This is a genomic window from bacterium (assembly GCA_035945995.1).
Classification (GTDB): domain Bacteria; phylum Sysuimicrobiota; class Sysuimicrobiia; order Sysuimicrobiales; family Segetimicrobiaceae; genus DASSJF01.
The window spans coordinates 1-21,241 of the sequence record DASYZR010000092.1; the positions used below are offsets into that span (position 1 = coordinate 1).

The 21,241-nt window shown below is 69.4% G+C and carries 27 protein-coding genes and 1 tRNA gene; 18 read left to right on the plus strand and 10 right to left on the minus strand.

Annotated elements, in window-relative coordinates; translation table 11 throughout:
• Nucleotides 1–736 (minus strand): type IV secretory system conjugative DNA transfer family protein (locus tag VGZ23_09615; GenBank protein HEV2357851.1); only part of this gene is annotated, 736 nt, incomplete at its 3' end.
• The gene (locus VGZ23_09620) at nt 733–1,602 is read right to left on the minus strand and encodes a replication-relaxation family protein (protein HEV2357852.1); all 870 of its coding nucleotides are present in this window, start codon (nt 1,600–1,602) and stop codon (nt 733–735) included. The genes VGZ23_09615 and VGZ23_09620, both read right to left, overlap by 4 nt.
• Nucleotides 1,603–2,285: 683 nt before the next feature.
• On the opposite strand from VGZ23_09620, the gene VGZ23_09625 reads away from it, so the two are divergent.
• The 8 genes from VGZ23_09625 (at nt 2,286) to VGZ23_09660 (ending at nt 9,695) form a co-directional block, all read left to right on the plus strand.
• On the plus strand, nt 2,286–3,482 hold the full coding sequence (locus tag VGZ23_09625; protein ID HEV2357853.1) for a Gfo/Idh/MocA family oxidoreductase: 1,197 nt from the start codon (nt 2,286–2,288) through the stop codon (nt 3,480–3,482).
• A gap of 122 nt (nt 3,483–3,604) precedes the next feature.
• The gene (locus VGZ23_09630; GenBank protein HEV2357854.1) at nt 3,605–4,855 is read left to right on the plus strand and encodes a sugar ABC transporter substrate-binding protein; all 1,251 of its coding nucleotides are present in this window, start codon (nt 3,605–3,607) and stop codon (nt 4,853–4,855) included.
• A gap of 20 nt (nt 4,856–4,875) precedes the next feature.
• Entirely contained in the window at nt 4,876–5,691 is an 816-nt protein-coding gene (locus VGZ23_09635) for a sugar phosphate isomerase/epimerase family protein (GenBank protein ID HEV2357855.1), read from the plus strand.
• 6 nt (nt 5,692–5,697) lie between these two features.
• A complete protein-coding gene (locus VGZ23_09640) occupies nt 5,698–6,630 on the plus strand; it encodes a sugar ABC transporter permease (GenBank protein ID HEV2357856.1) in 933 nt (310 codons plus the stop codon).
• Nucleotides 6,627–7,535: a carbohydrate ABC transporter permease gene (locus tag VGZ23_09645; GenBank protein ID HEV2357857.1), complete on the plus strand. Its 909-nt coding sequence runs from the start codon at nt 6,627–6,629 to the stop codon at nt 7,533–7,535. Before VGZ23_09640 ends, VGZ23_09645 begins: the two co-directional genes overlap by 4 nt.
• Nucleotides 7,532–8,317 (plus strand): SDR family oxidoreductase, encoded by a 786-nt coding sequence (locus VGZ23_09650; GenBank protein HEV2357858.1) that lies wholly within the window; start codon nt 7,532–7,534, stop codon nt 8,315–8,317. The genes VGZ23_09645 and VGZ23_09650 overlap by 4 nt, the downstream gene beginning before the upstream one ends.
• Entirely contained in the window at nt 8,314–9,105 is a 792-nt protein-coding gene (locus VGZ23_09655) for a VOC family protein (protein ID HEV2357859.1), read from the plus strand. The genes VGZ23_09650 and VGZ23_09655 overlap by 4 nt, the downstream gene beginning before the upstream one ends.
• A 23-nt stretch (nt 9,106–9,128) precedes the next feature.
• A complete protein-coding gene (locus VGZ23_09660) occupies nt 9,129–9,695 on the plus strand; it encodes a hypothetical protein (GenBank protein ID HEV2357860.1) in 567 nt (188 codons plus the stop codon).
• 60 nt (nt 9,696–9,755) lie between these two features.
• Here the strand turns inward: VGZ23_09660 and ssb are convergent, their stop codons facing one another.
• Complete coding sequence (gene ssb, locus VGZ23_09665) at nt 9,756–10,187, minus strand: single-stranded DNA-binding protein (GenBank protein HEV2357861.1); 432 nt, start codon at nt 10,185–10,187, stop codon at nt 9,756–9,758.
• Nucleotides 10,188–10,635: 448 nt separating this feature from the next.
• Between ssb and VGZ23_09670 the strand changes: the two genes are divergently transcribed.
• Complete coding sequence (locus tag VGZ23_09670) at nt 10,636–11,622, plus strand: hypothetical protein (protein ID HEV2357862.1); 987 nt, start codon at nt 10,636–10,638, stop codon at nt 11,620–11,622.
• Nucleotides 11,623–11,713: 91 nt separating this feature from the next.
• Here VGZ23_09670 and VGZ23_09675 read toward each other — a convergent pair whose 3' ends face one another.
• Nucleotides 11,714–12,229, minus strand: coding sequence for a DUF881 domain-containing protein (locus tag VGZ23_09675; protein ID HEV2357863.1), 516 nt, complete (start codon nt 12,227–12,229; stop codon nt 11,714–11,716).
• A gap of 175 nt (nt 12,230–12,404) precedes the next feature.
• Between VGZ23_09675 and VGZ23_09680 the strand changes: the two genes are divergently transcribed.
• From VGZ23_09680 to VGZ23_09695, 4 genes are all read left to right on the plus strand, one after another.
• The gene (locus tag VGZ23_09680; GenBank protein HEV2357864.1) at nt 12,405–13,088 is read left to right on the plus strand and encodes a haloacid dehalogenase type II; all 684 of its coding nucleotides are present in this window, start codon (nt 12,405–12,407) and stop codon (nt 13,086–13,088) included.
• Between the two features lie 48 nt (nt 13,089–13,136).
• Nucleotides 13,137–13,223: transfer RNA gene (locus VGZ23_09685), tRNA-Leu, on the plus strand.
• 20 nt (nt 13,224–13,243) lie between these two features.
• Nucleotides 13,244–13,618 (plus strand): hypothetical protein, encoded by a 375-nt coding sequence (locus VGZ23_09690; GenBank protein ID HEV2357865.1) that lies wholly within the window; start codon nt 13,244–13,246, stop codon nt 13,616–13,618.
• 7 nt (nt 13,619–13,625) lie between these two features.
• The gene (locus VGZ23_09695) at nt 13,626–13,835 is read left to right on the plus strand and encodes a hypothetical protein (GenBank protein ID HEV2357866.1); all 210 of its coding nucleotides are present in this window, start codon (nt 13,626–13,628) and stop codon (nt 13,833–13,835) included.
• A gap of 13 nt (nt 13,836–13,848) precedes the next feature.
• Here the strand turns inward: VGZ23_09695 and VGZ23_09700 are convergent, their stop codons facing one another.
• Nucleotides 13,849–14,199 (minus strand): helix-turn-helix domain-containing protein, encoded by a 351-nt coding sequence (locus VGZ23_09700; protein ID HEV2357867.1) that lies wholly within the window; start codon nt 14,197–14,199, stop codon nt 13,849–13,851.
• 181 nt (nt 14,200–14,380) lie between these two features.
• On the opposite strand from VGZ23_09700, the gene VGZ23_09705 reads away from it, so the two are divergent.
• From VGZ23_09705 to VGZ23_09725, 5 genes are all read left to right on the plus strand, one after another.
• On the plus strand, nt 14,381–14,605 hold the full coding sequence (locus tag VGZ23_09705) for a hypothetical protein (protein HEV2357868.1): 225 nt from the start codon (nt 14,381–14,383) through the stop codon (nt 14,603–14,605).
• Between the two features lie 3 nt (nt 14,606–14,608).
• Nucleotides 14,609–14,782, plus strand: a complete 174-nt coding sequence (locus VGZ23_09710; protein ID HEV2357869.1) for a hypothetical protein — start codon at nt 14,609–14,611, stop codon at nt 14,780–14,782.
• Nucleotides 14,783–14,914: 132 nt separating this feature from the next.
• Nucleotides 14,915–15,430 carry a DoxX family protein gene (locus VGZ23_09715; protein HEV2357870.1) on the plus strand — a complete coding sequence of 172 codons (516 nt, stop codon included), beginning with the start codon at nt 14,915–14,917 and terminating at the stop codon, nt 15,428–15,430.
• 272 nt (nt 15,431–15,702) lie between these two features.
• Nucleotides 15,703–16,311 carry a Fe-Mn family superoxide dismutase gene (locus VGZ23_09720; protein ID HEV2357871.1) on the plus strand — a complete coding sequence of 203 codons (609 nt, stop codon included), beginning with the start codon at nt 15,703–15,705 and terminating at the stop codon, nt 16,309–16,311.
• 129 nt (nt 16,312–16,440) lie between these two features.
• Nucleotides 16,441–16,725 (plus strand): hypothetical protein, encoded by a 285-nt coding sequence (locus VGZ23_09725; GenBank protein HEV2357872.1) that lies wholly within the window; start codon nt 16,441–16,443, stop codon nt 16,723–16,725.
• On the opposite strand, the gene VGZ23_09730 is transcribed toward VGZ23_09725, so the two are convergent.
• From VGZ23_09730 to VGZ23_09750, 5 genes are all read right to left on the minus strand, one after another.
• Nucleotides 16,698–18,323: an amidohydrolase gene (locus VGZ23_09730; GenBank protein ID HEV2357873.1), complete on the minus strand. Its 1,626-nt coding sequence runs from the start codon at nt 18,321–18,323 to the stop codon at nt 16,698–16,700. The two genes, VGZ23_09725 and VGZ23_09730, sit on opposite strands and share 28 nt — an antisense overlap.
• Nucleotides 18,292–18,762 carry a 6,7-dimethyl-8-ribityllumazine synthase gene (ribH, locus tag VGZ23_09735; GenBank protein HEV2357874.1) on the minus strand — a complete coding sequence of 157 codons (471 nt, stop codon included), beginning with the start codon at nt 18,760–18,762 and terminating at the stop codon, nt 18,292–18,294. Before ribH ends, VGZ23_09730 begins: the two co-directional genes overlap by 32 nt.
• A 58-nt stretch (nt 18,763–18,820) precedes the next feature.
• Nucleotides 18,821–20,089, minus strand: a complete 1,269-nt coding sequence (locus tag VGZ23_09740) for a bifunctional 3,4-dihydroxy-2-butanone-4-phosphate synthase/GTP cyclohydrolase II (GenBank protein ID HEV2357875.1) — start codon at nt 20,087–20,089, stop codon at nt 18,821–18,823.
• Entirely contained in the window at nt 20,089–20,766 is a 678-nt protein-coding gene (locus tag VGZ23_09745; protein HEV2357876.1) for a riboflavin synthase, read from the minus strand. The genes VGZ23_09740 and VGZ23_09745 overlap by 1 nt, the downstream gene beginning before the upstream one ends.
• Nucleotides 20,767–20,775: 9 nt before the next feature.
• Nucleotides 20,776–21,241 (minus strand): RibD family protein (locus tag VGZ23_09750; protein HEV2357877.1); only part of this gene is annotated, 466 nt, incomplete at its 5' end.

Genomic DNA, 21,241 nt, shown 5'->3' on the forward strand with positions numbered 1-21,241 from the left:
GCACGGCGCCGGCGCCGCCGAGCAGCAGCCGGTACACGGCGCCGACGGTGTGGCCGCCGGCCGGCCGCTCATGCTGCACGTGAAGAAACAGGAGGGCGGCCAGATCGGCCGCGGCAAAGGCGTAGACCTGGGCATCGCCCGACAGGTCGCGCGGCGTCGTATTGTGCACCAGCAGCGAGGCGACGCGCAGCGCGTCGCCGATCGTGCCGACGCGCTGGAGCGGATTGTACCGGACCGACCCCTCGAACAACGGGCAGAAGAGGTGCGTACGGCCGCCGTAATGGCCGGCCGTCACGTTCCACAACGAGCGCGGTCCGGTTTTCACATCGAGGACCACGACGCTCTCACGGGACGGGTCCCGAAGCAGGACGTTCGGGGCAATGATCCCGGCGGTCTTCCCCGTCCGAGACGGTCCGAGCACCAGCACGTGCGCGGAGAATTGCTCCTCGTCGAGGTAGAGCGGCACGTGCCGGCGGGGCCACACCCCGAGCAAGAGCGCGCCGGACCGGGCCAGATCGGCGACCTCCGGCCATGCCGCCCAGGCGGCGGTCGCGGGCGGGGGCACCGCCGGGCGTCCGGCCCGGAGCGCACCCGCGCACGCCGCGGCGAGGCAGGCCCACGCGGCGGCGGCCAGAGCGAGGTTGACCAAGGCCCCACCCGGAACGTGCAGCGAGGAGACGGCGGCGAAGAGCCCGCCGGCGATCAGCAGTCGCGCGGTCGCGGCAACGTGATTCATGCCGGCTCCTCCCCGACCGCGAGCGCACCCGCCGCCCACGCCGGCAGCGGCGGATAGGGCTCCGTCGCGACCACGCCGCCGAGAGACGCGGCGAGGCCGCCCACGCACTCATCCGCCAACCCGGCCCAGACCCGTTCGAGCCCGGAGGCGGCCGCGAGCGAAGCGATCCGGTGGGCGCGCCGGCGGTCGTCGCACGCAAACATGAGCCACGCATCGACGCGCGGCTGCCAAGCCGGATCGTTGGTCTGCGCTCCGCTCATCTTGCCGAGGAGCGCATACCGGTCGAGTTTCTCCCGGATCGCGGCCAGCGGCATGGTACCCCGGTCGCGCTCCAGGTAGTACACCCACCAACCGTCGGGGCCGGCGATCAGTACGACGGCGTCCGGTACGACGGCGGTGTGGCCGAGGTCGATGATGGACCGGTGCGCGGCCAGCCAACGGCACGCCGGGAGCCGGCCGGCGCGGCGGGCGGCGCACACATCGCAGAACAGGTCGTTGGTCGCAATCAGGTGGGCCATCTGCAGCGCCGCCACGGCGTCCGGCCGCGGCGTCCCAACGGCCGCCGCCTCCGGGGCGGCGCCGGCTTCGACACGTTCAAGCGCCGCCGCGGCCGCGCGGCCGAGCGGCGCGAGTCCCCAGAAGACGCGGCGGTCGGTGAACCCGCCGCTACGGAGCCGTACGAGCAGTCCACGGCGCCGCAACTCCCCAAGCCGGACGCGCGCGCCTCGCGGCGCGAGCGCGTCGTAGCAGGCCCGGTGGGCCTGTCCGCACGTGAGGTACCGGAGATCCCGGAGCACGCGAAGCAACGAGCGGTCGCGCGGCGTGAGGCACGCCAATGCCGCCGCCGCACGCTCCCACGAGCGCATGGCGATCATCTCCTTTCAGAATGGACAGAGTTAACCGAACACGGGCTTATGCGGAGGATCCTTGCGGGGCGGTGTCGTCATGCCAAGGGGGTATCCGGGGTCACGGACAACACGGGTGCCCGCGCCGACGAGGGGGCAGGGCCCGACGCTTCCGAGGGGGTGAAGCGTCCACCGAAACCGGTGCCTCGTCGTCGCGCGCACCCGCGCGCCTGACTCTGTCTATCCGGTGACCTGCAGCAGCTGAATTTTCACCGCGACCGATACTGCCCGATGCCGGTTCACTGCTCGGCCAACGCGACTCCGGTGCGTCGTTCTCGATCTCCGTCCGCGTGCCTGGGCGTCCCGCCACTGCGTCTGACGTGCGCTGCATTCACACGCGCACGAGCCAAATGCGCACCGCCCTATCGCTCTCGCCGGGATCCGCTCCAGGGTTCCCCGGCATCCACGCTCTGCCGCCGCTTCGTCGCCTGCAGCAGACCGTCCCGATTCGATTACTGCGGACTATAGCGCTGTGATGTAAAGATGTCAATACATCAATATGTTCGATGGCGCCGCCGTGTCCCTTCGCGGTGAACGGCGGGCGGTGCGGCAGGAAGACGCCCCGCGCGGGGTGCACGTTTTCTTAGGCGGACGGCGCTGATTGGCGCGCCGCGGACGGCGTGTGTGAGTCGTGGGGGTGGGCGATGGGGAGACAGCGGCAGATCATGGTCGGCATGATCGGGGCCGGGTTCATCGCGGAGACGCGGGCCCGCTGTTATGCGACCGTGTCGGGATACGACGTGCGGATCGCGGCCGTCGCCGGCCGGTCCCGGGACCACGCCGAGGCGTACGCGCGGCGGCACGGGGTGCCGGACGTGTACGGCGACTACCGGGAGATCCTCGCCCGCCGCGACATCGACATCGTCGACCTCTGCGTCCCCAATCACCTCCACCGGCCGATGACCGAGGAGGCCGCCGCCGCCGGCAAGCACGTCATCTGCTCGAAGCCCCTCACGGCCTTCGACGGCCAGGGCCTGCCGGCCGGGACGGAAGTGGCGGCCGTCCCACGGACCGACATGCTCCGGACCGCCGTCGAGAGCGCCGACGCGATGCTCGCGGCCGCGGAGCGCGCGCACGTGCGCCTGATGTACGCGGAGAACTGGGTCTACGCGCCGTCGATCGCGAAGGCGGACCGCCTGGCCGCCGCGGCGGGCGGGGTGATCCTCGAGATGCGCGGCGGGGAGTGCCACAGCGGCTCGCACTCACCGTACGCGAAGGAGTGGCGGTACACGGGCGGCGGCGCGCTGCTCCGCCTCGGGGTACACCCGATCGGCGCGATGCTGCACCTGAAGCGGCGGGAAGGTCTCCGCCGCACGGGCCGGCCCATCCGGCCCCGCGCCGTCGTCGCGGACGTGGGCGACCTGACGCGCGCGCCGGCGTTCCAGCAGGAAGAACGGCACTGGATCGGCACCGGATGGGTGGACGTGGAGAACTGGGGCTGCCTCATCATCACCTTCGACGACGGCGCGCGAGGAATCGTCTGGGCGTCGGACGCCGTGCTGGGCGGGATGGAGAGCGCGCTTACGGTCTTTCTCTCGAACGCGCACATCAAATGCAGCATGGAGCACACCGGTCTTGTGCAGGCGTTCGCGCCTGATCCATCCATCTTCGAGGATGAGTACCTGATGGAGAAACTCGAAACCAAGGCGGGCTGGAGCGCGCCCGCGCCGGATGAGGACTGGGCGCAGGGTCACCGCCAGGCGCTGCAGGACTTCGTGGAAAGCGTCGCCGAGGAGCGTGAACCCATCGCCGACGGGCGCCTGGGCCGCGACGCAATCGAAGTCGTGTACGCCGGATACGTCGCCGCCGCGGACGGCCGGCGCGTCGAGTTGGGCCGGTAGGGCCCGGCTCAGGAGCAGGACGGCCGAACCCGAAAACGAAACGCTCGGGCAAGAGATCCACGCGTAGTCCCCAACGACTGTGCGATGAGGTGCGCAGAACCATGGCCGAAGCACCACGACGCGTGAGGCGGGCGGTTTTTGCGGTGCCGCTCGTGGCACTAAGCCTGGCCGCATCCCTGTGCGGCGGCCCCGGGACCGGACCACACGCATCGGCGGCCGCCGGCAAGCCGACGGTCACCGTCTGGGTCGGCAGTTGGTGGCAGAGCCAGGTCCCGCTCATCATGAAGGAATGGTCGGCCGACCATCCGGAGATCACGCTCCAGATGGAGCCCCTGCCGATCAACGGCTATCTCGACAAGTTCATCACCGCCACGCTGGCCGGCACCCCGCCCGACGTCATCGACCTCGACGCCACGTGGGTGTCCACCGCCGCGGCAAAGGGGCTGCTGCAGCCGCTCGACAGCGCGGCCAAGGGCCTGGACGTCAAGGACTACGTCCCGTCGATCTGGGCGTCCAGTCACTACAAGGGCGTCCTGTACGCGCTCCCGAATCGCGCGTCGTCCCTGGTCTTCTACTACAATAAGACCGTCTTCGACAAGGCGCACGTCGCGTATCCCACCGACAATTGGACGTACGGCGACATGCTGCGGATCGCCCGGCGGCTCACGATTCCGGGGCAGTACGGGGTCGGGGTCGCCGCGGACCTGAGCGACCCCTCCAATGCCATGGACCTCTTGGCCTCCACCATCTGGGCGCACGGGGGAGATTTCCTCAGCAAGGACGACACCAAGGCGGTGATCAACTCGCCGAAGAGCGTCGCGGGCCTGACGTATTGGGCGGACCTCTACACCAAGTACCACGTCGCCCCGCCGGGCACACCCAACTTCTCGACGACCCGCGACCTGCTCCCGCTCTTCGAGGCGAACAAGGTCGGGATGATCACGAGCTCGTCGAACGTGTACGACGAGCTCACGACGAAGCACCCGGAGCTGCAGTGGGGCACGGTGCTCTCGCCGGACAAGGTCAACCGGTCCGGAGGCTGGACCATGGGCGTGCCGGCCGGCGCGAAAAACGCGGACGCGGCCCGCGTCTTCCTGTTGTGGTTCGCCAAACCGGAAAACATGTGCAAGATGATGAACCGCACGCCGGGCCGCCTGTCGTGCTATGCGGTGGCGCCGTGGAACGCCCCGAAGCTCAGCATCTTCGCGAAGGCGCTGCGGGACGCACGGTCGCTGCCGAGCGTCGCCGATTGGGCCGGCATCCAGACCGTGATCATCACCGAGGCGCAAAAGATCCTGGTCGGACAGCTCGCGCCCCAGCAGGCGGCGGACGCGATGGCGCAGCAGATCGACGCGATCCTCGCAAAGAAATAGGGACACGGGAGCGCGCGCCGATGTTCAAACTCGGATTCAGCACCCTGGGATGCCCCACCTACGACGTCGACCAGGTCATCGCCCTGGCGAGAGGCAACCGCTTCTCGGGCGTCGAGATTCGGCTCATTCGCGGCGAGGTGAACCTGCCGAAGCTCGAGGAGTTCTCGCCGGCCGGGATCCGCGAGACCCGGCGGCGCTTCGACGACGGCGGCATTCAGGTCGTCTGCGTCGACACCAGCGTCCGGATGAACTCCCTCGACGAAGACGAACGGCGCAGGCAGCTCGAGTCCTCCAGAGTCTACTGCGCGATCGCCGAGGGCCTCGGCGCCCCCTACCTCCGCGTGTTCGGCGGTCCCATGCCCGAGCATCAGGACCGGGACGCCACCCTCGACGCCATCGCGGCGGGGCTCGGCCGGGTGGCGGACGAGACCCGCGCGCGGGGCGTGACCACCGTCCTCGAGAGCCACGATTACTTTTCCACGTCCGAGCGCCTGCTCGATCTCATCGCCCGCGGCACCGGGGACAATCTCGCGATTCTCTGGGACATCCTGCACACCTACCGCCACGGAGAAGCGGGCGCCGAGACCTGGGTCCGGCTCGGACCGCGCATCAAGCTCGTCCACGTGAAGGACTCCGCGAAATCGTCGGCGCAGGGGTTCGATCTCGTCCTCACCGGCACGGGCACGGTGCCCATTCCGTCGTTCCTCGAGGTGCTCAAGGCGGCGGGCTACGATGGCTACGTGAACTTCGAGTGGGAGAAGGCCTGGCATCCGGAGATCGAGGCGCCGGAGGTGGCCATCCCGCAGTTCGCCCGGTACATGGCGGAGAGGTTGTAGGGCGCCGTGCCGGGACGCCGGCGCCGCGTCGCGCTGCGGCAGTGGGGACCGGGCTACGTGCTGGCGCTGCCGGCCATCGCGCTCATCGCGGTCATGATGGTTTATCCGACGCTGCAGACTCTACGGTTCAGCGTCTCTACGGTGGGGCTGCCCGCGTTCCGGACCACGTTCGTCGGCCTCGGCAACTTCGCCGGCATCCTCGCCGACCCCGCGACCGGCAGCCTGCTGCGGCGCACCCTCGCCTGGGTCGCCGGCACGGTCCTGCTGCGCTTCGTGCTCGGGTTTCTGGCCGCCCTCGTCTTCAACGCCAAGGTCCGCGGAACGGCGTGGATGCGTGTGCTCGTCGTCCTGCCCTGGACGATCCCCTCCGTGGTGGCCGCCAACCTGTGGCGCTGGATCCTGCAGACCGACACCGGGGTGCTCGACCAAACCCTGCGCGCGTGGGGGCTCGGGGCCCTGGCCGCCAACTGGCTCGGCGATCCGCGCACCGCGCTGACGGCCGTGATGATCGCGTATTCCTGGGCGGGATTCCCGTTCATCATGCTGCTGATCTTGGCGGGCCTGCAGGGCGTGCCGGAAGAACAGTACGAAGCCGCGCAGGTCGACGGGGCCAACGCTTGGCAGTTGTTCCGCTTCATCACGGTCCCGGCCGTGAGCGGCGTGCTCCTCCTGGCGCTGCTGCTGGAAACCATCCAAGCAATCAACTCCTTTGACACGCTCACCGTGATGACCGGGGGCGGCCCCGCGAACGCCACCCAAACGTGGAGCCTCGCAATTTACCGAAGGGCGTTCGTCGACTTCAACCTGGGCGGGGCGTCCGCGCTGAGCGTGCTCATGCTGCTCGGCGCGCTGACGCTGCCGCTGCTCCACGGCGCCGCCAACAGGAGCGGCCGCGTGCGGCCGGCCGGCGTCCCGCTCGCGGGGACGGCGGCGCCGTGACCGGGCTGGCGGCTCGCGTGCCGGCGCCTCGGGCGGGCGCGCGCACCGCCGCGCGGCCCGGCGTGACGAGGCGGCGGGCGGGCCGCGTCGCGCGCTACGTGGCCGTGTACACGTTCGGACTGCTCTTCACGGGGTTCAGCGTCGCCCCGCTCGTGTGGGGCGTCAGCACCGCGCTCAAGACGACGCAGGACCTGTACGCGGTTCCGCCGCGATGGATCCCCAACCCCGTCACGTTCGCCCACTTCGTCTCGGTGCTGCACAATCAGGCGATCATCCGTGGATTCTTCAATACCGCCGTCGTCTCGATCGCCACCACGGCGGTCGCGCTCGTCGTGGGAGTGCTCGGGGGCTACGGGTTTTCGCGTTTTCGCTTCCCCGGCCGCACACCGCTGCTCTGGTCGGTGCTGTTCACGCAGCTGTTTCCGCGCGTGGCCGTCATCGTGCCGTTCTTCATCACGCTGCGCAACCTGCACCTCATGAACACCCTGCCCGGGCTGGTCCTCGCGTATCTCATGGTGGTCTTCCCGGTATCGATCTGGCTCATGAAGGGCTTTTTCGACCGGGTCCCTGTGGAGATCGAGGAGGCGGCGGTGGTCGACGGGTGCTCCATCCCGCGCCTCCTCTGGCGGATCGTGGTGCCCATGGCGAAGCCCGCCTTGGTCGCGGCCGCCATGTACGCGTTCGTGCTGGCCTGGAACGAGTTTCTGTTCGCCCTGGTGTTCACGCAGGGGCTGAACAACCGGCTGCTGTCCATCGCCCTCGCCTTCTTCATCGACGAGAACGGGATCCGTTGGGGCGAGCTTATGGCGGCGTCGCTGCTGATGAGCATCCCCGCCGTCATCGTCTTCACCGCGTCGCAACGGGTGCTCGTCCGCGGGCTGAGCGAGGGAGCGCTCCGCGGATGACGGACCGCGGGGAGACGGGCGCGATGCCGGCAGCGGCGCAGGTCGCGGTCGTCACGGGTGGCAGCTCGGGCATCGGGCTGGCCGCCGTCGGCGTCCTGGCCGCGCGCGGGATGCGCGTGGCGGCGATCGCCCGCGACCGGAAGCGGCTCGACGACGCGCTCGGCACCCTCGACGCCCGGCATCGCGGCCGGACCGCCGGCGTGACGGCGGACGTCCGGCGGGAATCCGACGTCGCGGCGGCCGTCGCGGAGATCGCGGCCCGATTCGGCCGCATCGACGTGCTGGTCAACTGCGCCGGCGGCAGCATGCGGGCCCGCCGCCGGCTCGTGGACACGACGTCCGAGGAGTGGCAACGGCTCATCGACACCAATTTGACCGGCACGTATCTGATGTGCCGCGCCGTGTTGCCGCATCTCCAGGCCGCCGGCGGCGGCTACATCCTCAACGTCCTGTCCACCGCGGCGTTCAGGGCCGGCGAAGGCGGGAGCCTGTACGCGGCGTCGAAGTTCGGGGCGCGGGCCCTGACCGAAGCCCTGATCGCCGAGTACCGGCACTCCGAGATCCGCATCACCTCGGTGAGCCCCGGCCCGGTCGACACCGCCATCTGGGATCGCAAGCTCACGCCACCGCCACCGGAGGAGCGCGCGCGGATGCTGCGGCCGTCCGACATCGCGGACATCTTCGCCTGGCTGTTGGATCGCCCGAGTCGCGTACACATCCCCGACATCACGGTCGTGCCGTGGCCCGGCGCGGCCGAATCACAAGGGAGGCCGGCACGATGATCTACGAACTCAATCACGCCGGGGTCGTCATCCGTGACCTCGACAAGTCTCTTGCCTTCTACCAGGACGTGCTCGGCGCCCGGGTGGTGGCCCGCAACGTCATCCCGTCCAGCCAAACCGACGTCATCTATCTGCAGATCGCCGGCGGCATGATCGAGCTGCTGCATCGCCGGCAGCCGGCCCCCAACGAGGTCTTCGGGATCACGCACCTCGGGTTCATGACGGACAATCTCGACGCCGACTACAACGCGCTCGTCGAATCCGGATCCGAATCGGTCGCGGCGCCGAAGGTGGCCGGCACCGGGATCGGGCGCCTCGCCTTCGTGCGGGATCCTAACGGCGCTCGCATCGAGTTGCTCCAGCGCGACGTCGACTTTCGCGCGGCGCCGATCGAACACGCGGCGATCGTCTCGTTCGATCACTTCTCGGTGCGGGCGAACGATCTCACCGCGGCGACGGACTTCTACGCGCGCCGTCTGGGGATGAAACCCCTCAAAGAGATGTCGGTCCCGCAGACACAGCTCAGCATACTTTACTTCCATTTCGGCTACGACGTTGTGGAGCTGCTGCACCGGCCCACGCCCGATACCGGCGACATTTTTGGCCACATCGCGTTGAGGGTCGAGGACGTCAACGGGGCCCTCAAGCGCTTCGCGGCGCAGGGCGTGAGCGCCGAGCCGGGCACCCCCAAGCCGGCAGGAACCGGCATCGGCCGGATCGGGATCATTCGCGACCCCGATGGCGTCAGGATCGAGCTGGTCGACCGCGGGGATCTCCGCACCCTCTGACGAGGTATGGGGAGGCCGGCGTGATGGCGCCACTTCAGCAATGGCAGAACTTCTACATGCTGCTCGGCGGCGCGTCGGCCACGCTGGTCGGCCTGATGTTCATCGCGATCTCGCTCGGGTCCACCCGGTGGACGCCCGAGGAACGACCGGTTCTCACGGCAAGCTTCAGCGCGTTCATGAGCCCGACGTTTATCCACTTCGTGTACGTGCTGGTGACCGCCGCCGTCGTGTTCGTGCCCACGCTGAGCGAGACGGTATTGGGCGGACTGCTGGTGCTCACCGGCATGGGCAGCCTCGGGCATATCGCCCGCAACCTACCATTTTTCCGCGAGCGCTATGTTGCCAGGAGCATCGACCGGAGCGACGTGGTGTGGTATTCGCTGATGCCGTCCGTCGGGTACATTCTCTACCTCGATGCCGGCATCGGATTGCTCAGGGCGGCCGCGGGCGCAGCGCCGCGGGGGCAGGCGCTCAACGCGCTGGCCGCGGCGAGCGTCCTCCTCCTTGTAATCGGCGTACGCAATGCGTGGGACCTCGTGGTGTTTCTGGCACTGCGTCGACTCGACACGCCCGCCGACACTCGCCAGTAAGGCACGGAACCGTACATGGGGTCGCCTCGATCGGGGCGATCCCCGCCCCGCGCCGGCGGGTCATGACTCCGTGACGGTTTCCAGCGCGGTCTCCTCCGGATCGCCGATCAACTCTGGCTGGGCCTCCTGCGCTTCCGGGCCCGCCGGCGCCGACCCGGCGTCGCCTTCGGCTCGGCGGCTGTCGAGAAACCACACGCGATCGCCGACCACTTCCGTGATCGTGCGCCGTGAGCCGTCTGGCGTCTCATAACTCCGCGTCTGCAGGCGGCCCTCCACGGCCACGAGGCGCCCCTTGGCGCAGTACTGACCGACCTGCTCGGCCAGTTTGCGCCAAGTGACGCACCTGACAAAATCGGCCTCGCGCTCGCCGGCCGCGTTTCGGAAGTCACGGTCGACTGCGATCGTGAACTGCGCCATCGGGTACCCATTGGACACGTACCGGAGTTCGGGATCCCTCGTCAGCCGCCCGATCAGCTCGATGCGGTTGAGCATGCGCGTCACCCCCGGCCTGGCGTACCCGCACATTAGCATGATTGATGTATAGATGTCAAGATGTTTATGCGTCTACCGGCCCGCGGGCCCGCGGAATCGCACGGCGGCTCGGGCGGGAGTGATCGCATCGGCAGGGGACCGGGGACCAAGACCGAAATCCTCTCCAAAACCTTGTCCGATCCCGGGGGCGGCACGTCAGGGACATCCCCCCGCTCGGGCAATCGCAGCCGCGCAATCGTAGGCTTCGGGAAATCATACGCGCCTGTTCCGCGTCTTCTGGCATCCGCAACGAATAGGGCACGCCGGTTCGTGAGGCCAAGAAACGTTGAAGAGGAGGATGCGAATGATATCGAGTGGCTCGCGTCGGCACGGTAGCGGAGTGGCCCTGTGGGCGCTCATCGGAGTGGTGGCGCTGTTCTTATTGGCGCCGTCGGCGAGAGGCCAAGGGATGACGGGGTCGGACGTCCTCCTCCCGCTGCCGGAAGTCGCGATTCCGCCGATCCAGGGCAAGACGCTCAGCGCGGACCTCGTTGAGGTCGACCAGACCGCCCATCTGATGTACCTCGCCGATCGCACCGATCACGGCGTGGACGTCTTCGACGTCCGGACTCCGTCGGCCAAGTACATGTCGACGATTCAGACCGGCGAGGATCCCAACGGCGTGATCCTGGCGAAAAACGTGAACAAGCTGGTTCTCGGCGGCGCCAAGTCCGACGTGGTGATCGTCGACATCGCGCCGACGTCGATGCACCGCAACGCCGTCATCGCGACGCTCAACACCGGCGGGAAGAAGCGCGTCGACGAGGGGGACTACGATCCAGCCGACAAAAAAGTGTACATCGCCAACAGCGACGACGGGATCGTCGCGGTCGTCGACCTCGTCTCGAACCGGATCATCAAGAGATTCACCAATTTGGGAGACGGCCTCGAGCAGCCCCGGTACAACCCCGGCGACGGCATGATGTACATGACCAGCTCCGACCAGAACACGGTCTTCACGTTCAATCCGCGCAACGACACGCTGGTCACGAAGACGAAAGTGAGCGTCGCGTGCAACCCGAACGGCCTCGCGATCAATCCGGCGACGGGGCAAGGCCTCCTCGGTTGCTCGGACAAGAAGTCGAACCACACGGTCCTCTGGAACATGAAGGCCGGTAGCGTGGTCACGATGTTCCCGGAGATCTGGGCCGGCGACGGGGCGTTGTACAATGCCAAAGACAACATCTTCCTGTTCGCGGCGGCGAACCGGCCGACCGGCGCGCTGCTGGGCCTGTTCACCGGCGGGCCAACGGTGCGCTATGTCGGCGGCGCGTCAACCTACGTGGGAAGCCATGCCGTCGGGTACGACCAGACGAACCGGGTAGCCTATGTCCAGGACCAGCGGCCGAACAGCGCGGGACTGCTGCCGTTCTTCATCCCGTCCATTCCTAAGTAGTCGCACCGGACCCGTAATCCTGCTCGACTGGGCCCGGGACGTCGCGTTCCGGGCCCAGTTTCCGCGCCGGGAAAACCCGCGGGCGAACTTACTACAGCGGGGGCGGGGCGTCGCGACCGGCGGGGACTGTTATCGCTCGGCGCTGGGAAATCCGGACGCCGAGGCCGCTCTCGCGCATCCGGGCCGCGAAGCCGTCTCGCGTCTCCAGGACCCCGCGCAGCACCATCGGGTCCCCTACCGCGACGACTTGGAACGGTCCCACCAGGCGGCGGCCGTTGATCAGCAGCGTCGGCCCCGACGAGGTGATGGTGGTCAGCGTCGTCACGCGCTCGCCGTTGATCGCGATCGCCCGCGCGCCCCCGTACCACAGCATCATCACGAGGAATGTCAGGTCGCTGTCCTGGACCAGAGCGGTGCTCGGGTTGTCGCCGGGTTGGATCGCCCGGCTCGAATCGGTGAGGGTGACGTCCACGCCGGACCCGGAGACCGGCGTCAATCCGGCGAACTCGGCGTACTGAGCGGCGCGCTGTTGCTGGTGGACGGCCATCGACGCAGCAGCGGCGGCAACGGTCCAGCCGGCCGCCGCAAGGAGCATCCAGACGGCCACGCCCGCCCGGGATCTTACCCGCCCGGGCCAATGCAGACGCGACAATGTCGCCGCAACAGCAGCCATACCCGCCATATACCCACCCGGGACTACGCCACAAACATCTCTCTACCTCACCGGCGGGGCCGGGTAGGAAACCCCAGGCCGCGACCGCGCCGGCGGCGAAAACCCGCCCATGGGCCCCGTGGAATGGGTCACCTTCGATTGCTACGGCACGCTCATCGACTGGGAAGGCGGCGTGGCCGACGCGCTCGGGCCGTTCCTCGGCGGGGCGCTCGACCGCGGGACGGTGGCCGCCCGGTACATTGCCGCCGAAGCGGAGGTGGAACACGGCGCCTACCGCCCGTACCGTGAGGTGCTGACCGAGGCCAGCGGCCGTCTCATGCGGCACCTCGGTCATCCGCTGCCCCCGGGACGCGAAGATGTGCTTCCGGAATCCCTGCCGCAGTGGCGGCCCTTCCCGGAAGTGCCGGACGCGCTCCGGCGGCTCCGGGACGGCGGCCTTCGAATCGCCATCCTGTCCAACGTCGATCGCGACCTGATCCAGGCATCGGTCCGGCAACTCGGCGTCACGCCCGATCTTGTCATCACCGCCGAGGAATGCGGCAGTTACAAACCCGCACCGGCCCACTGGGAGATGTTCGGTACGCGCGCACAGGCCGGACCGGACCGGGCGATCCACGTCGGGGCCAGCCTCTACCACGACATGATCCCTGCCGGCCGCCTGGGCTACCGAACGGTGTTTATCAACCGCCATGGTGAGCCGGTCGCCGGCGTACGGCCGACGCGCGTGCTGGCGGACCTGGCGTTGCTGCCGCAGACCATCGGCGAACTCGGCGCGAAGTCTATGGCAGGTTGACACCCCGCGGCGGACTTGGATATGCTGATACCGCATCCAACGCCGCGTGCCGAAGTGGCGGAATTGGCAGACGCGCTACGTTCAGGGCGTAGTGGGCGAAAGCCCGTGGGAGTTCGAGTCTCCCCTTCGGCACCAACCCCGCCGGCGATCCCGTAATGTCTGATTCTCCCCAGCCGGGTGACCTCGACGCGGTCGTCCTCCGGCATCTGCGCGGCTTTCCCGAAGAGCTGCACCGGTTCAGCAACCTGGTCAAGCAGGCGAACCCGCACGGCCGCACGGCGGTGGAGTTCTTCCTGTCGCGGCCCGCGCCGGCCGACTCCTTCCTGGCCGCGTTGTGCCGCGCCGCGCGCGACGGGGAGGACGTGATCACGGTCGTGGAAGCGGCCGAGATCCTCGGCCGGCCGCCGGCGGCGCTGCTAACGCCGGACGCCGGGCCGGCCCTTCCGGCCCCCGTTTGGGGCACGGGCCGTTACCGGCTGTGGAGGCGTGCGGAGATGCTGCGGTACGCGGACTCCGCAAAGGGACGGTAGGGCCGGCATGGCACGGCTCGCTCTCTTGATCCGGTGCGCCGGATGCGGGCACGAGTTCGACACCGGAATCCGGATGGACGAGCGGAATTTTGCCCGCGCGACGTTCGCCGCCAACTATCACGTCTGCCCGGCCTGCGGCCGTCGCGGAACGTACGGCAAGACGGACTACAAGACGGTGGAGCAGCGGCACGACCCCGCCCGAGACGCCGGCCCCTAGCCGGCTCCGGCAATTACCGGCGGCTGTGAGCGAGGCCGTCCGCCGAGATCGCGATCCAGCGGTCCGCCCACCGATGGAGCTCGGCGAACACCCTCTCGAGATCCCGGCCCCGCTCGGTCAGCTCATACTCGATGCGGACCGGTGTCTCGGCGTAGACGTGCCGCCGCACGAGGCCTTCGGCTTCCAGCTCCTTGAGCCGCGCGGAGAGCAATCGGTCGTGAAGGCCCGGCACCGCGCCCCGGAGAGCGGAAAATCGCTGCGCCCCTTCCAAGAGCGACTGGACGATCGCCCCGGTCCACCTCTTCCCGACCAGCTCGATCGTCTTATGGAAACGCGGACAGATCTGCTCGATGGCCGCGGGCACCGCCCGCGGCGCCGGCAGCCCTCGTTCCCCTCGCCGCGCCGTCTTTGCCTTTATCACAACAACAGCCTAACATATAGTAAGCCGCTTGACAAGAGTGAGTTGTTTGTGCTAACTTACAAATCGTACTAGGCTTATGCACAAGAAGCATCGTGACCAGGGAAGGCACCAGGAGCAGAGAGAGATGGACGTAGTTCGCGAGGCACTTGGGCTGCTGGTTCTGGGGGTTGTGCTGGCGGCATCGCCCGTCCTGGCCCAGACCGTCACGCCGGTCCCGCCCGCGTACCAGGGATCGTACGGCGTCACGGTGCCTGTGCGCGACTCGGCCAGCAACAAATACGCGCCGAACGGCGACGGCACGGTGATGCAAACGATTGGTGCGTACGGCAGCAGAGACAAGGAGGAGTGACAGATGCAGTCGGTTCGAAAGGCAGTCGGGTTGTTCGTTCTCGGAGTGGTGCTGGCGCTGGCGGCGTCGCCCGCGCTTGCGCACGGCAGCGGGGCGCCGATCGCGCCGGTCATCAACGGCGTGAGCATCGACGGTCCGGACCACGAACTCGAGGGTGCCGGGAACAATGTCAGGTGAGGTCAACTGACAAGAGCGAGGCGGTCCCCTTGAGGCTCATTACGGGGACCGCCTCGCCGCCAATACTTGTATGGGCAACGGTGGCATAGCACGAAAAATCGAAGGGAATCAGAAAAAGCGAGGGTGAGCATCATGGATCTCGGTCTTGTAATCCTTCGGGTGGTGTTTGGTCTTCTCATGATCGGTCACGGCACCCAGAAGCTGTTCGGCTGGTTCCGCGGCCCGGGACTGCACGGCGCGTCCGGGTTCGTGGGGGCCCGGGGCTATGCCCCGGCGAAGTTTTGGACCGCCACCGGCAGCCTCGCGGAAGCCGTCGGCGGCCTGCTCTTCCTGCTCGGATTCCTGAGCCCGCTGGGGTCGATCGCGATCGCGGCGGCGATGCTGACGGCGATCTCGTTTCAGTGGCCGAAGTTCTGGACGGCGGAGGGCGGGTACGAGCACGCCCTGATGGTGCTCACGGCCGCGGTGGGGGTCGGCATCACCGGCCCCGGCGGTTACTCGCTGGATGCGGCGCTCGGAACCGCGCTCCCGCCTCTGGCAACGGTCGTGCCCGCTGTGGTGGCGGGGCTCGGCGTCGTGGTCGGCCTGGTCGGGTCCGCCGGCCGGCGCCGCCGCGCGCAGGCCTCATCGCAGCAAGCGGCGGCATAACCCGACCGCACGCCCGGGTGCCCGCGGCACGCGGCGCGGAGCGAGTACGCGAAGCGCTCCGCGCCGCGGCATTTCCGGCATCCGGCATATCCCACACGCGTTCGGGTTGCCCCCGGGAGGCGCGGGGTCCTATAATAAATGCGTCCGCTCGACTGAGTGCCTGCGACGCGACGCTCCATATCATGCCGTAGGCCACCAGAACGTCCCGCCTGTGCCCAGCCGGATAGTTCCGATCGGCGGGCCCGCCAGGTATCCCGAGAGGAGGGAAGTGCATGGCCAAGTACGAGGCCAAGAAGTTCCGTTCGTTCGATGTGGAATTGACCGGCATCAGCAAGAAGACGATGGAAGAGCACTACAAACTCTACCAAGGTTACGTCGGCAAAGCCAACGAGATCCTGGACCGGCTCGCAAGCGGCCAGGTCGACCTTTCCAAAGCCAACCCCACCTACTCCGAACTGCGCGTGCTCAAAGTCGAACTCACCCGGGCCATCGGCGGCGTCAAGAACCACGAGCTGTACTTCGAGCATATCGGCGGCAAGGGCGGCAAGCCGTCGGGGAAGATGCTGCAGCTGATCGAGAAGGCGTACGGCTCCTTCGACAGCTGGCAGGCCGAACTGAAGGCCACCGGCATTGCGGCGCGGGGCTGGGCGTGGCTGGCGTACGACTGGGACACCGGCGCGTGCCTCAACTTCATCGGCGACGAGCAGAACACGTACCCCATCTGGAACGCCACGCCGCTCGTCGCCCTCGACTGCTTCGAACACGCGTACTTCATCGACTACGGGACCGGCAAAGCCTCCTACATCGACGCGTTCTTCAAGAACCTGGACTGGGACGTGATCACGAGGCGCGCCGATCACTTCGGGATCCTCAACCGGTAGCCGCGACCGGCGCGGGCGCGAGGTCGCGCGGAGCCCGGACGCCGTCCGGGCTCCGCGTCTTTTTCCGGTCCCGCCGCAGCGCCGCGGACGAGCAGGAGGTCAGACCGGCCCAGCGAAGAGGAGCGCGGCATGAGCGAGCGATTCCACCGCGATGACGCTCGGGCGGCTATCCCGCTGACGAGGGTATGCCCCGAGTGCCAGGAAGACATGGAGCTCATCACCGCGGATGACGTCGGCGAAGTGCTCGTGTACGAATGCCCCGAGTGCGGCTCGCAGCAAGAGTTGCGCATCGAGAACGAAGGCGACGACCCGCCGGAGGCGGACACCCTCCTCCCCGGCCCCGACGTCTGGCCCGAGGACGACGAGGACGCCGAGGTCGAACTGGATCAGGAAGAACCCGACGAATCTGAATAACGGACGGCACCGCCGACGGCGACGAGGCACACCCGCACGCCGGCGATCTCGGCCGGCGCGACGCTGAGGAGATCACCGGACAACCCTACGAAGTCCGCGACGTAGCCCGGCGCCAGCCGGCCTTTGATGTCTTCCTCGCCCGCGGCATACGCGGGCCCTTCGGTGTAGGCGCGGATCGCCTCGCCGGCCGTCAGGGCTTCCTCCGGACGCCAGGCGGGCCGCTCCGGCTCGGCGCGCCGCATCCGCGTCACGGCCGCGTGAATGCCGGTCAGCACGTCGAGCGTCTCGACCGGCGCGTCGGACCCGAACGCGAGGCGCGTTCCGTGCCGCAGCAGCGACCGGAACGCGTAGGCATACCGCCCGCGGGCCCCCCAATGGCGGTCGACGAGATCACGGTCCTGCGTGCAGTGGATGGGCTGCATCGACGCGGTGACGTCGAGCGCCGCCAGGCGCGGGAGGTCGTCGGGGTGGAGCACCTGCACGTGCTCGATGCGGTGGCGCAGCCTGTGGCGGCGCGTGTCCTGCTGAGCGGCCTCGATCGCGTCGAGCACCCAGCGGTTGGCGCGGTCGCCGATCGCGTGCACCGTCGCCGCGATGCCGTGCGCCGACGCGCGGGCGACGAGGTCCCGCAGCTGTTCGCGCGTCCTGACCACGACGCCCCGGTTGTCCGGCTGTCCCTCGTACGGCTCCAGCATGCTCGCGGTCTGCGAACCGAGCGCGCCGTCGGAGAAGATCTTCACGCCGCCCACGCGCAGCCACGCGTCGCCGAATCCCGTCCGCAGGCCCAGGGCGATCGCGGCGTCGAGCGACTCTTCCGGAATGGCCATGCAGATCCGCACGCCGAGCCCGCCGCGCCCCCGCAGGCGCTGCAGGGCGGCGAAGACGTCCCCGCCCTCCACGACGTGCACGCCGGCGATGCCGGCGCGATGCGCCGTCTTCGCGGCGTCCTCGATCGCCTGCTCGAGCGCCTCGGGCGACGCCGTCTCCGCGAGCGCGGCCACCGCCCGCACGGCCCGCTCGGTGAGGAGCCCGGTGGGCTCGCCGGTCGCCGCGTCGCGGACGATCACCCCGCCATCGGGATCCGGCGCCGCGGCGGTAATCGCCGCGCGCTCGAGCGCGGCCGAATTGACCCACGCGGCATGACCGTCTTTGCTGCGGAAGACCGCGGGCCGCCCACCGGTGACGGGATCCAGATCGTCGCGCCGGGGGAAGCGTCCCTCGGGCCAGAGGTTCTTGTCCCACCCCCGGCCGCGCAGCCACTCTCCGGCCGGCGCGGCGCGGGACGCGGCGGCGACGGTCTCGACGGCCTCGCGCAGGGACCGCGCGCCGCTCAGATCGACGCTGCGCAGGGCGAGCCCGACCGCGGCGAGGTGAATGTGGCTGTCGGTGAACGCGGGGAAGACCGCGAGGCCGCCGAGGTCGACGCGCCGCGCGTGCGGGAAGGCGTCGCGCAGGCCGGCCCGGTCGCCGGCCGCCACGATCCGTTCGCCCCGCGCGACGAGGGCGGTGGCGCGCGGCGTCTCCGGATCGCCCGTGTGAATCACGGCGTGCTCAAAGAGCACTTCGCTACCGGTGCGCGCGTCCGCCGTCCGATCCACCGTCCGCCTCCCCGCGCACGCGCCGCAGCAGCGCGGCCATCTCCACGGCGGCCAGCGCCGCGTCTTCTCCTTTGTTGCCGCGGTCGCCGCCGCTGCGCGCCTCCGCCTGCTCCAGCGTCCGCACCGTCAGCAGGCCGAGCGTGACTGGCACGCGCTCGTCGAGCGCGACCCGCGCCAGGCCGGTCGTCGCGCCGAGCCCGATCATCCGGTCGTGCGCGGTCTCGCCCCGGATCACACAGCCGAGGCAGACGATCGCGTCGTAGCGGCCGGTGCGCGCGAGACCCTGCGCCAGGATGGGCAGCTCCCAGGCGCCCGGCGTCCACGCCACCTCGACCCGTTCGTCCGCCACGCCGCAGCGGACAAGCGCCTCTTGGGCGCCCCGCAGCAGCCGCCGCGTGATGCGCGCGTTGAACCGGCTCACCGCGACGGCGATACGCATGCCGCGACCGTCGGGAACCGCCCGGCGCTTGTCAGGCCGCCCCGCCATCCGGCGTCCCCTACTCGATCGACAGCAGGTGTCCGAGTTTGTGGCGCTTGGTCGAGAGGTAGCGGTAGTTCTCGGGGTTCGGCGGCACCTCGATCGGGACGCGATCGACCACCTCGATGCCGTAGCCTTCGAGCCCCACGCGCTTCGCCGGATTGTTGGTCAAGAGTCGGATCCGCCGCAGGCCGAGATCCATGAGGATCTGCGCGCCGACGCCGTAGTCGCGCGGGTCGGGCGCGAAGCCCAGCAGCTCGTTCGCCTCGACGGTGTCCCGGCCGGCATCCTGCAGCGCGTAGGCGCGGATCTTGTTGGTCAGCCCGATGCCGCGGCCTTCCTGGCGAATGTAGATCAACGCCCCCCGTCCCTCGCGGGTGATCGCCGTCAGCGCCGCGCGCAGTTGATCTCCGCAGTCGCAACGTAGCGACCCGAACACCTCCCCCGTCAGGCACTGGGAATGCATCCGCACCAGCACGGGTTCGTCTCCCGCGAGATCCCCGTAGGCCAGCGCGAGATGGCTGGCGCCGTCCAGCGTGTTTTCGTAGACGACCGCCCGGAACTCGCCGAACACCGTCGGCAGCCGCGTCTGCCCTTCCCGGCGCACGAACCGGTCGCGCTGAATACGGTAGCGGATCAGATCCCGGACGGCCATGATCGGCAGATCGTGCCGCCGTGCGAAGACCTCCAGTTGCGGAAGGCGGGCCATGGTGCCGTCCTCGTTCATGATCTCGCACAACACGCCGGCGGGCTGGAGGCCCGCCAGCGCCGCGAGATCCACCGCCGCCTCGGTATGCCCCGCGCGCCGCAACACGCCGCCCGGCGTCGCGCGCAGCGGAAAAACGTGGCCGGGACGCGAGAGATCCTCGGGCCCGGTGGCGGGGTCGACCAGCGCCTGGATCGTCGCGGCGCGGTCGGCCGCGGAGATGCCGGTCGAGATCTTGTGCTTCGCCCCGACCGACACCGTAAACGCGGTGCCCTGATGGGACGTGTTGTGCGCGACCATGAGCGGCAGCCCCAACGCCTCCACCCGCTCCGCGGTGAGGGGCACCGTCACCAGGCCGCGCGCGTGGGTCAGCATGAAATTCACCTTTTCCGCGCTGGCGTACTGGGCGGCGATGACGAGATCGCCTTCGTTCTCGCGCTCTTCGTCGTCGACGACGATGACAAAGCCGCCCGTACGAATGACTGCGATGGCGGCCTCGACCGGCGAGCGCGATGCCCGCGTCGACGCATCCTCGCGCGCCACGCCCCCGCCGACGTATCCCGTTCCGTCTGGGTCGTCCATTACCGCCTCCCCGCCTTCCTCCGCCGGCGCGCCGCCACACCCCGTTGCGTGCCGGCTTCCGGCGTCCGCACCCGCGGCCTGCGGGCCGCGCCGGCCAGCCGTTCCACGTACTTCGCCAGGATATCGACCTCGAGATTGACTTCCTGTCCGGGTTCCAGCGCCCCGAGCGTCGTCACCGCGCACGTGTGCGGGATCAGCGCCACGCCGAACCGGCTTCGCGCGACGGCGGCCACGGTCAGACTGACCCCGTCGACGGCGACCGAACCTTTCTCCGCCAGGTACCGCGCGAGCTCCGGCGCCACCTCGATGTCGAGGCGGCGCTCCTCGGCCTCGTCGCGCAGCGCGACGACCCGGCCGATGCCGTCCACGTGGCCCTGGACGATGTGCCCGCCGAGCCGTCCCGCCACCGGCACCGGCCGCTCGAGATTGACCGGGGCGCCCGGCGCGAGCCGGCCCAACGTCGTTCGGGCCAGCGTCTCTCCCGACAGATCCGCGGCGAACCCCTCCGGTTCGACATCGACCACCGTGAGACAGACGCCGTTGACCGCGATGCTGTCGCCCACACCTACGGACTGGCCGTCGAGCGCCGCCCCGGCGTCGATCCGCAGGCGCGTGCCGCGCCGGCCCCGCCTCACTTCGCGGACCCGTGCGGTGCCCTCGACGATTCCGGTGAACATCGCCCGCGGCTACGACCGGTCCGGATAGGCTTCGATCAGCACGTCGTCGCCGAGCGGGTGGATCGCGACCCGCCGCAGGCGCCAGGCGTCCGCCATCGCGGCGACGCCGCTCCCGAGTGCCGGCACCGGTGCGCGGCCGCCGACCAGGACCGGCGCGACGTAGGCGATGACTTTGTCGATCAGACCCGCGTCCATGAACGCGCCGTGCACGGTGGCGCCGCCTTCGACCAGCACGCTCATCACGCCGCGGACGGCGAGCTCGCGGAGCAGCCGCGCAAGATCCACCCGCTCATCGTCGCCGCCGCAGACCAGCACCTCGGCGCCGCGCTCCGCGACCGCCCAGCGCGCCTCCGGCGTGGACGCGCCGGTCGTCGCGACGATCACCGCAGTCCCGTCCGCCGCCAGCACGCGGGCCGCCGGCGGCGTGCGCAGCCGGCTGTCGAGGACGACGCGGCGCGGGCGCCCGGCCGCGGCC

Coding starts and splice junctions, on each gene's coding strand:
- VGZ23_09620 (HEV2357852.1), bottom strand. CDS start 1,602: ATGCGCTCGTGGGAGCGTGCGGCGGCGGCATTGGCGTGCCTCACGCCG.
- VGZ23_09625 (HEV2357853.1), top strand. CDS start 2,286: ATGGGGAGACAGCGGCAGATCATGGTCGGCATGATCGGGGCCGGGTTC.
- VGZ23_09635 (HEV2357855.1), top strand. CDS start 4,876: ATGTTCAAACTCGGATTCAGCACCCTGGGATGCCCCACCTACGACGTC.
- VGZ23_09650 (HEV2357858.1), top strand. CDS start 7,532: ATGACGGACCGCGGGGAGACGGGCGCGATGCCGGCAGCGGCGCAGGTC.
- VGZ23_09655 (HEV2357859.1), top strand. CDS start 8,314: ATGATCTACGAACTCAATCACGCCGGGGTCGTCATCCGTGACCTCGAC.
- VGZ23_09660 (HEV2357860.1), top strand. CDS start 9,129: ATGGCGCCACTTCAGCAATGGCAGAACTTCTACATGCTGCTCGGCGGC.
- ssb (HEV2357861.1), bottom strand. CDS start 10,187: ATGCTCAACCGCATCGAGCTGATCGGGCGGCTGACGAGGGATCCCGAA.
- VGZ23_09670 (HEV2357862.1), top strand. CDS start 10,636: ATGACGGGGTCGGACGTCCTCCTCCCGCTGCCGGAAGTCGCGATTCCG.
- VGZ23_09680 (HEV2357864.1), top strand. CDS start 12,405: ATGGGCCCCGTGGAATGGGTCACCTTCGATTGCTACGGCACGCTCATC.
- VGZ23_09690 (HEV2357865.1), top strand. CDS start 13,244: ATGTCTGATTCTCCCCAGCCGGGTGACCTCGACGCGGTCGTCCTCCGG.
- VGZ23_09695 (HEV2357866.1), top strand. CDS start 13,626: ATGGCACGGCTCGCTCTCTTGATCCGGTGCGCCGGATGCGGGCACGAG.
- VGZ23_09705 (HEV2357868.1), top strand. CDS start 14,381: ATGGACGTAGTTCGCGAGGCACTTGGGCTGCTGGTTCTGGGGGTTGTG.
- VGZ23_09710 (HEV2357869.1), top strand. CDS start 14,609: ATGCAGTCGGTTCGAAAGGCAGTCGGGTTGTTCGTTCTCGGAGTGGTG.
- VGZ23_09715 (HEV2357870.1), top strand. CDS start 14,915: ATGGATCTCGGTCTTGTAATCCTTCGGGTGGTGTTTGGTCTTCTCATG.
- VGZ23_09720 (HEV2357871.1), top strand. CDS start 15,703: ATGGCCAAGTACGAGGCCAAGAAGTTCCGTTCGTTCGATGTGGAATTG.
- VGZ23_09725 (HEV2357872.1), top strand. CDS start 16,441: ATGAGCGAGCGATTCCACCGCGATGACGCTCGGGCGGCTATCCCGCTG.
- ribH (HEV2357874.1), bottom strand. CDS start 18,762: ATGCGTATCGCCGTCGCGGTGAGCCGGTTCAACGCGCGCATCACGCGG.
- VGZ23_09740 (HEV2357875.1), bottom strand. CDS start 20,089: ATGGACGACCCAGACGGAACGGGATACGTCGGCGGGGGCGTGGCGCGC.
- VGZ23_09745 (HEV2357876.1), bottom strand. CDS start 20,766: ATGTTCACCGGAATCGTCGAGGGCACCGCACGGGTCCGCGAAGTGAGG.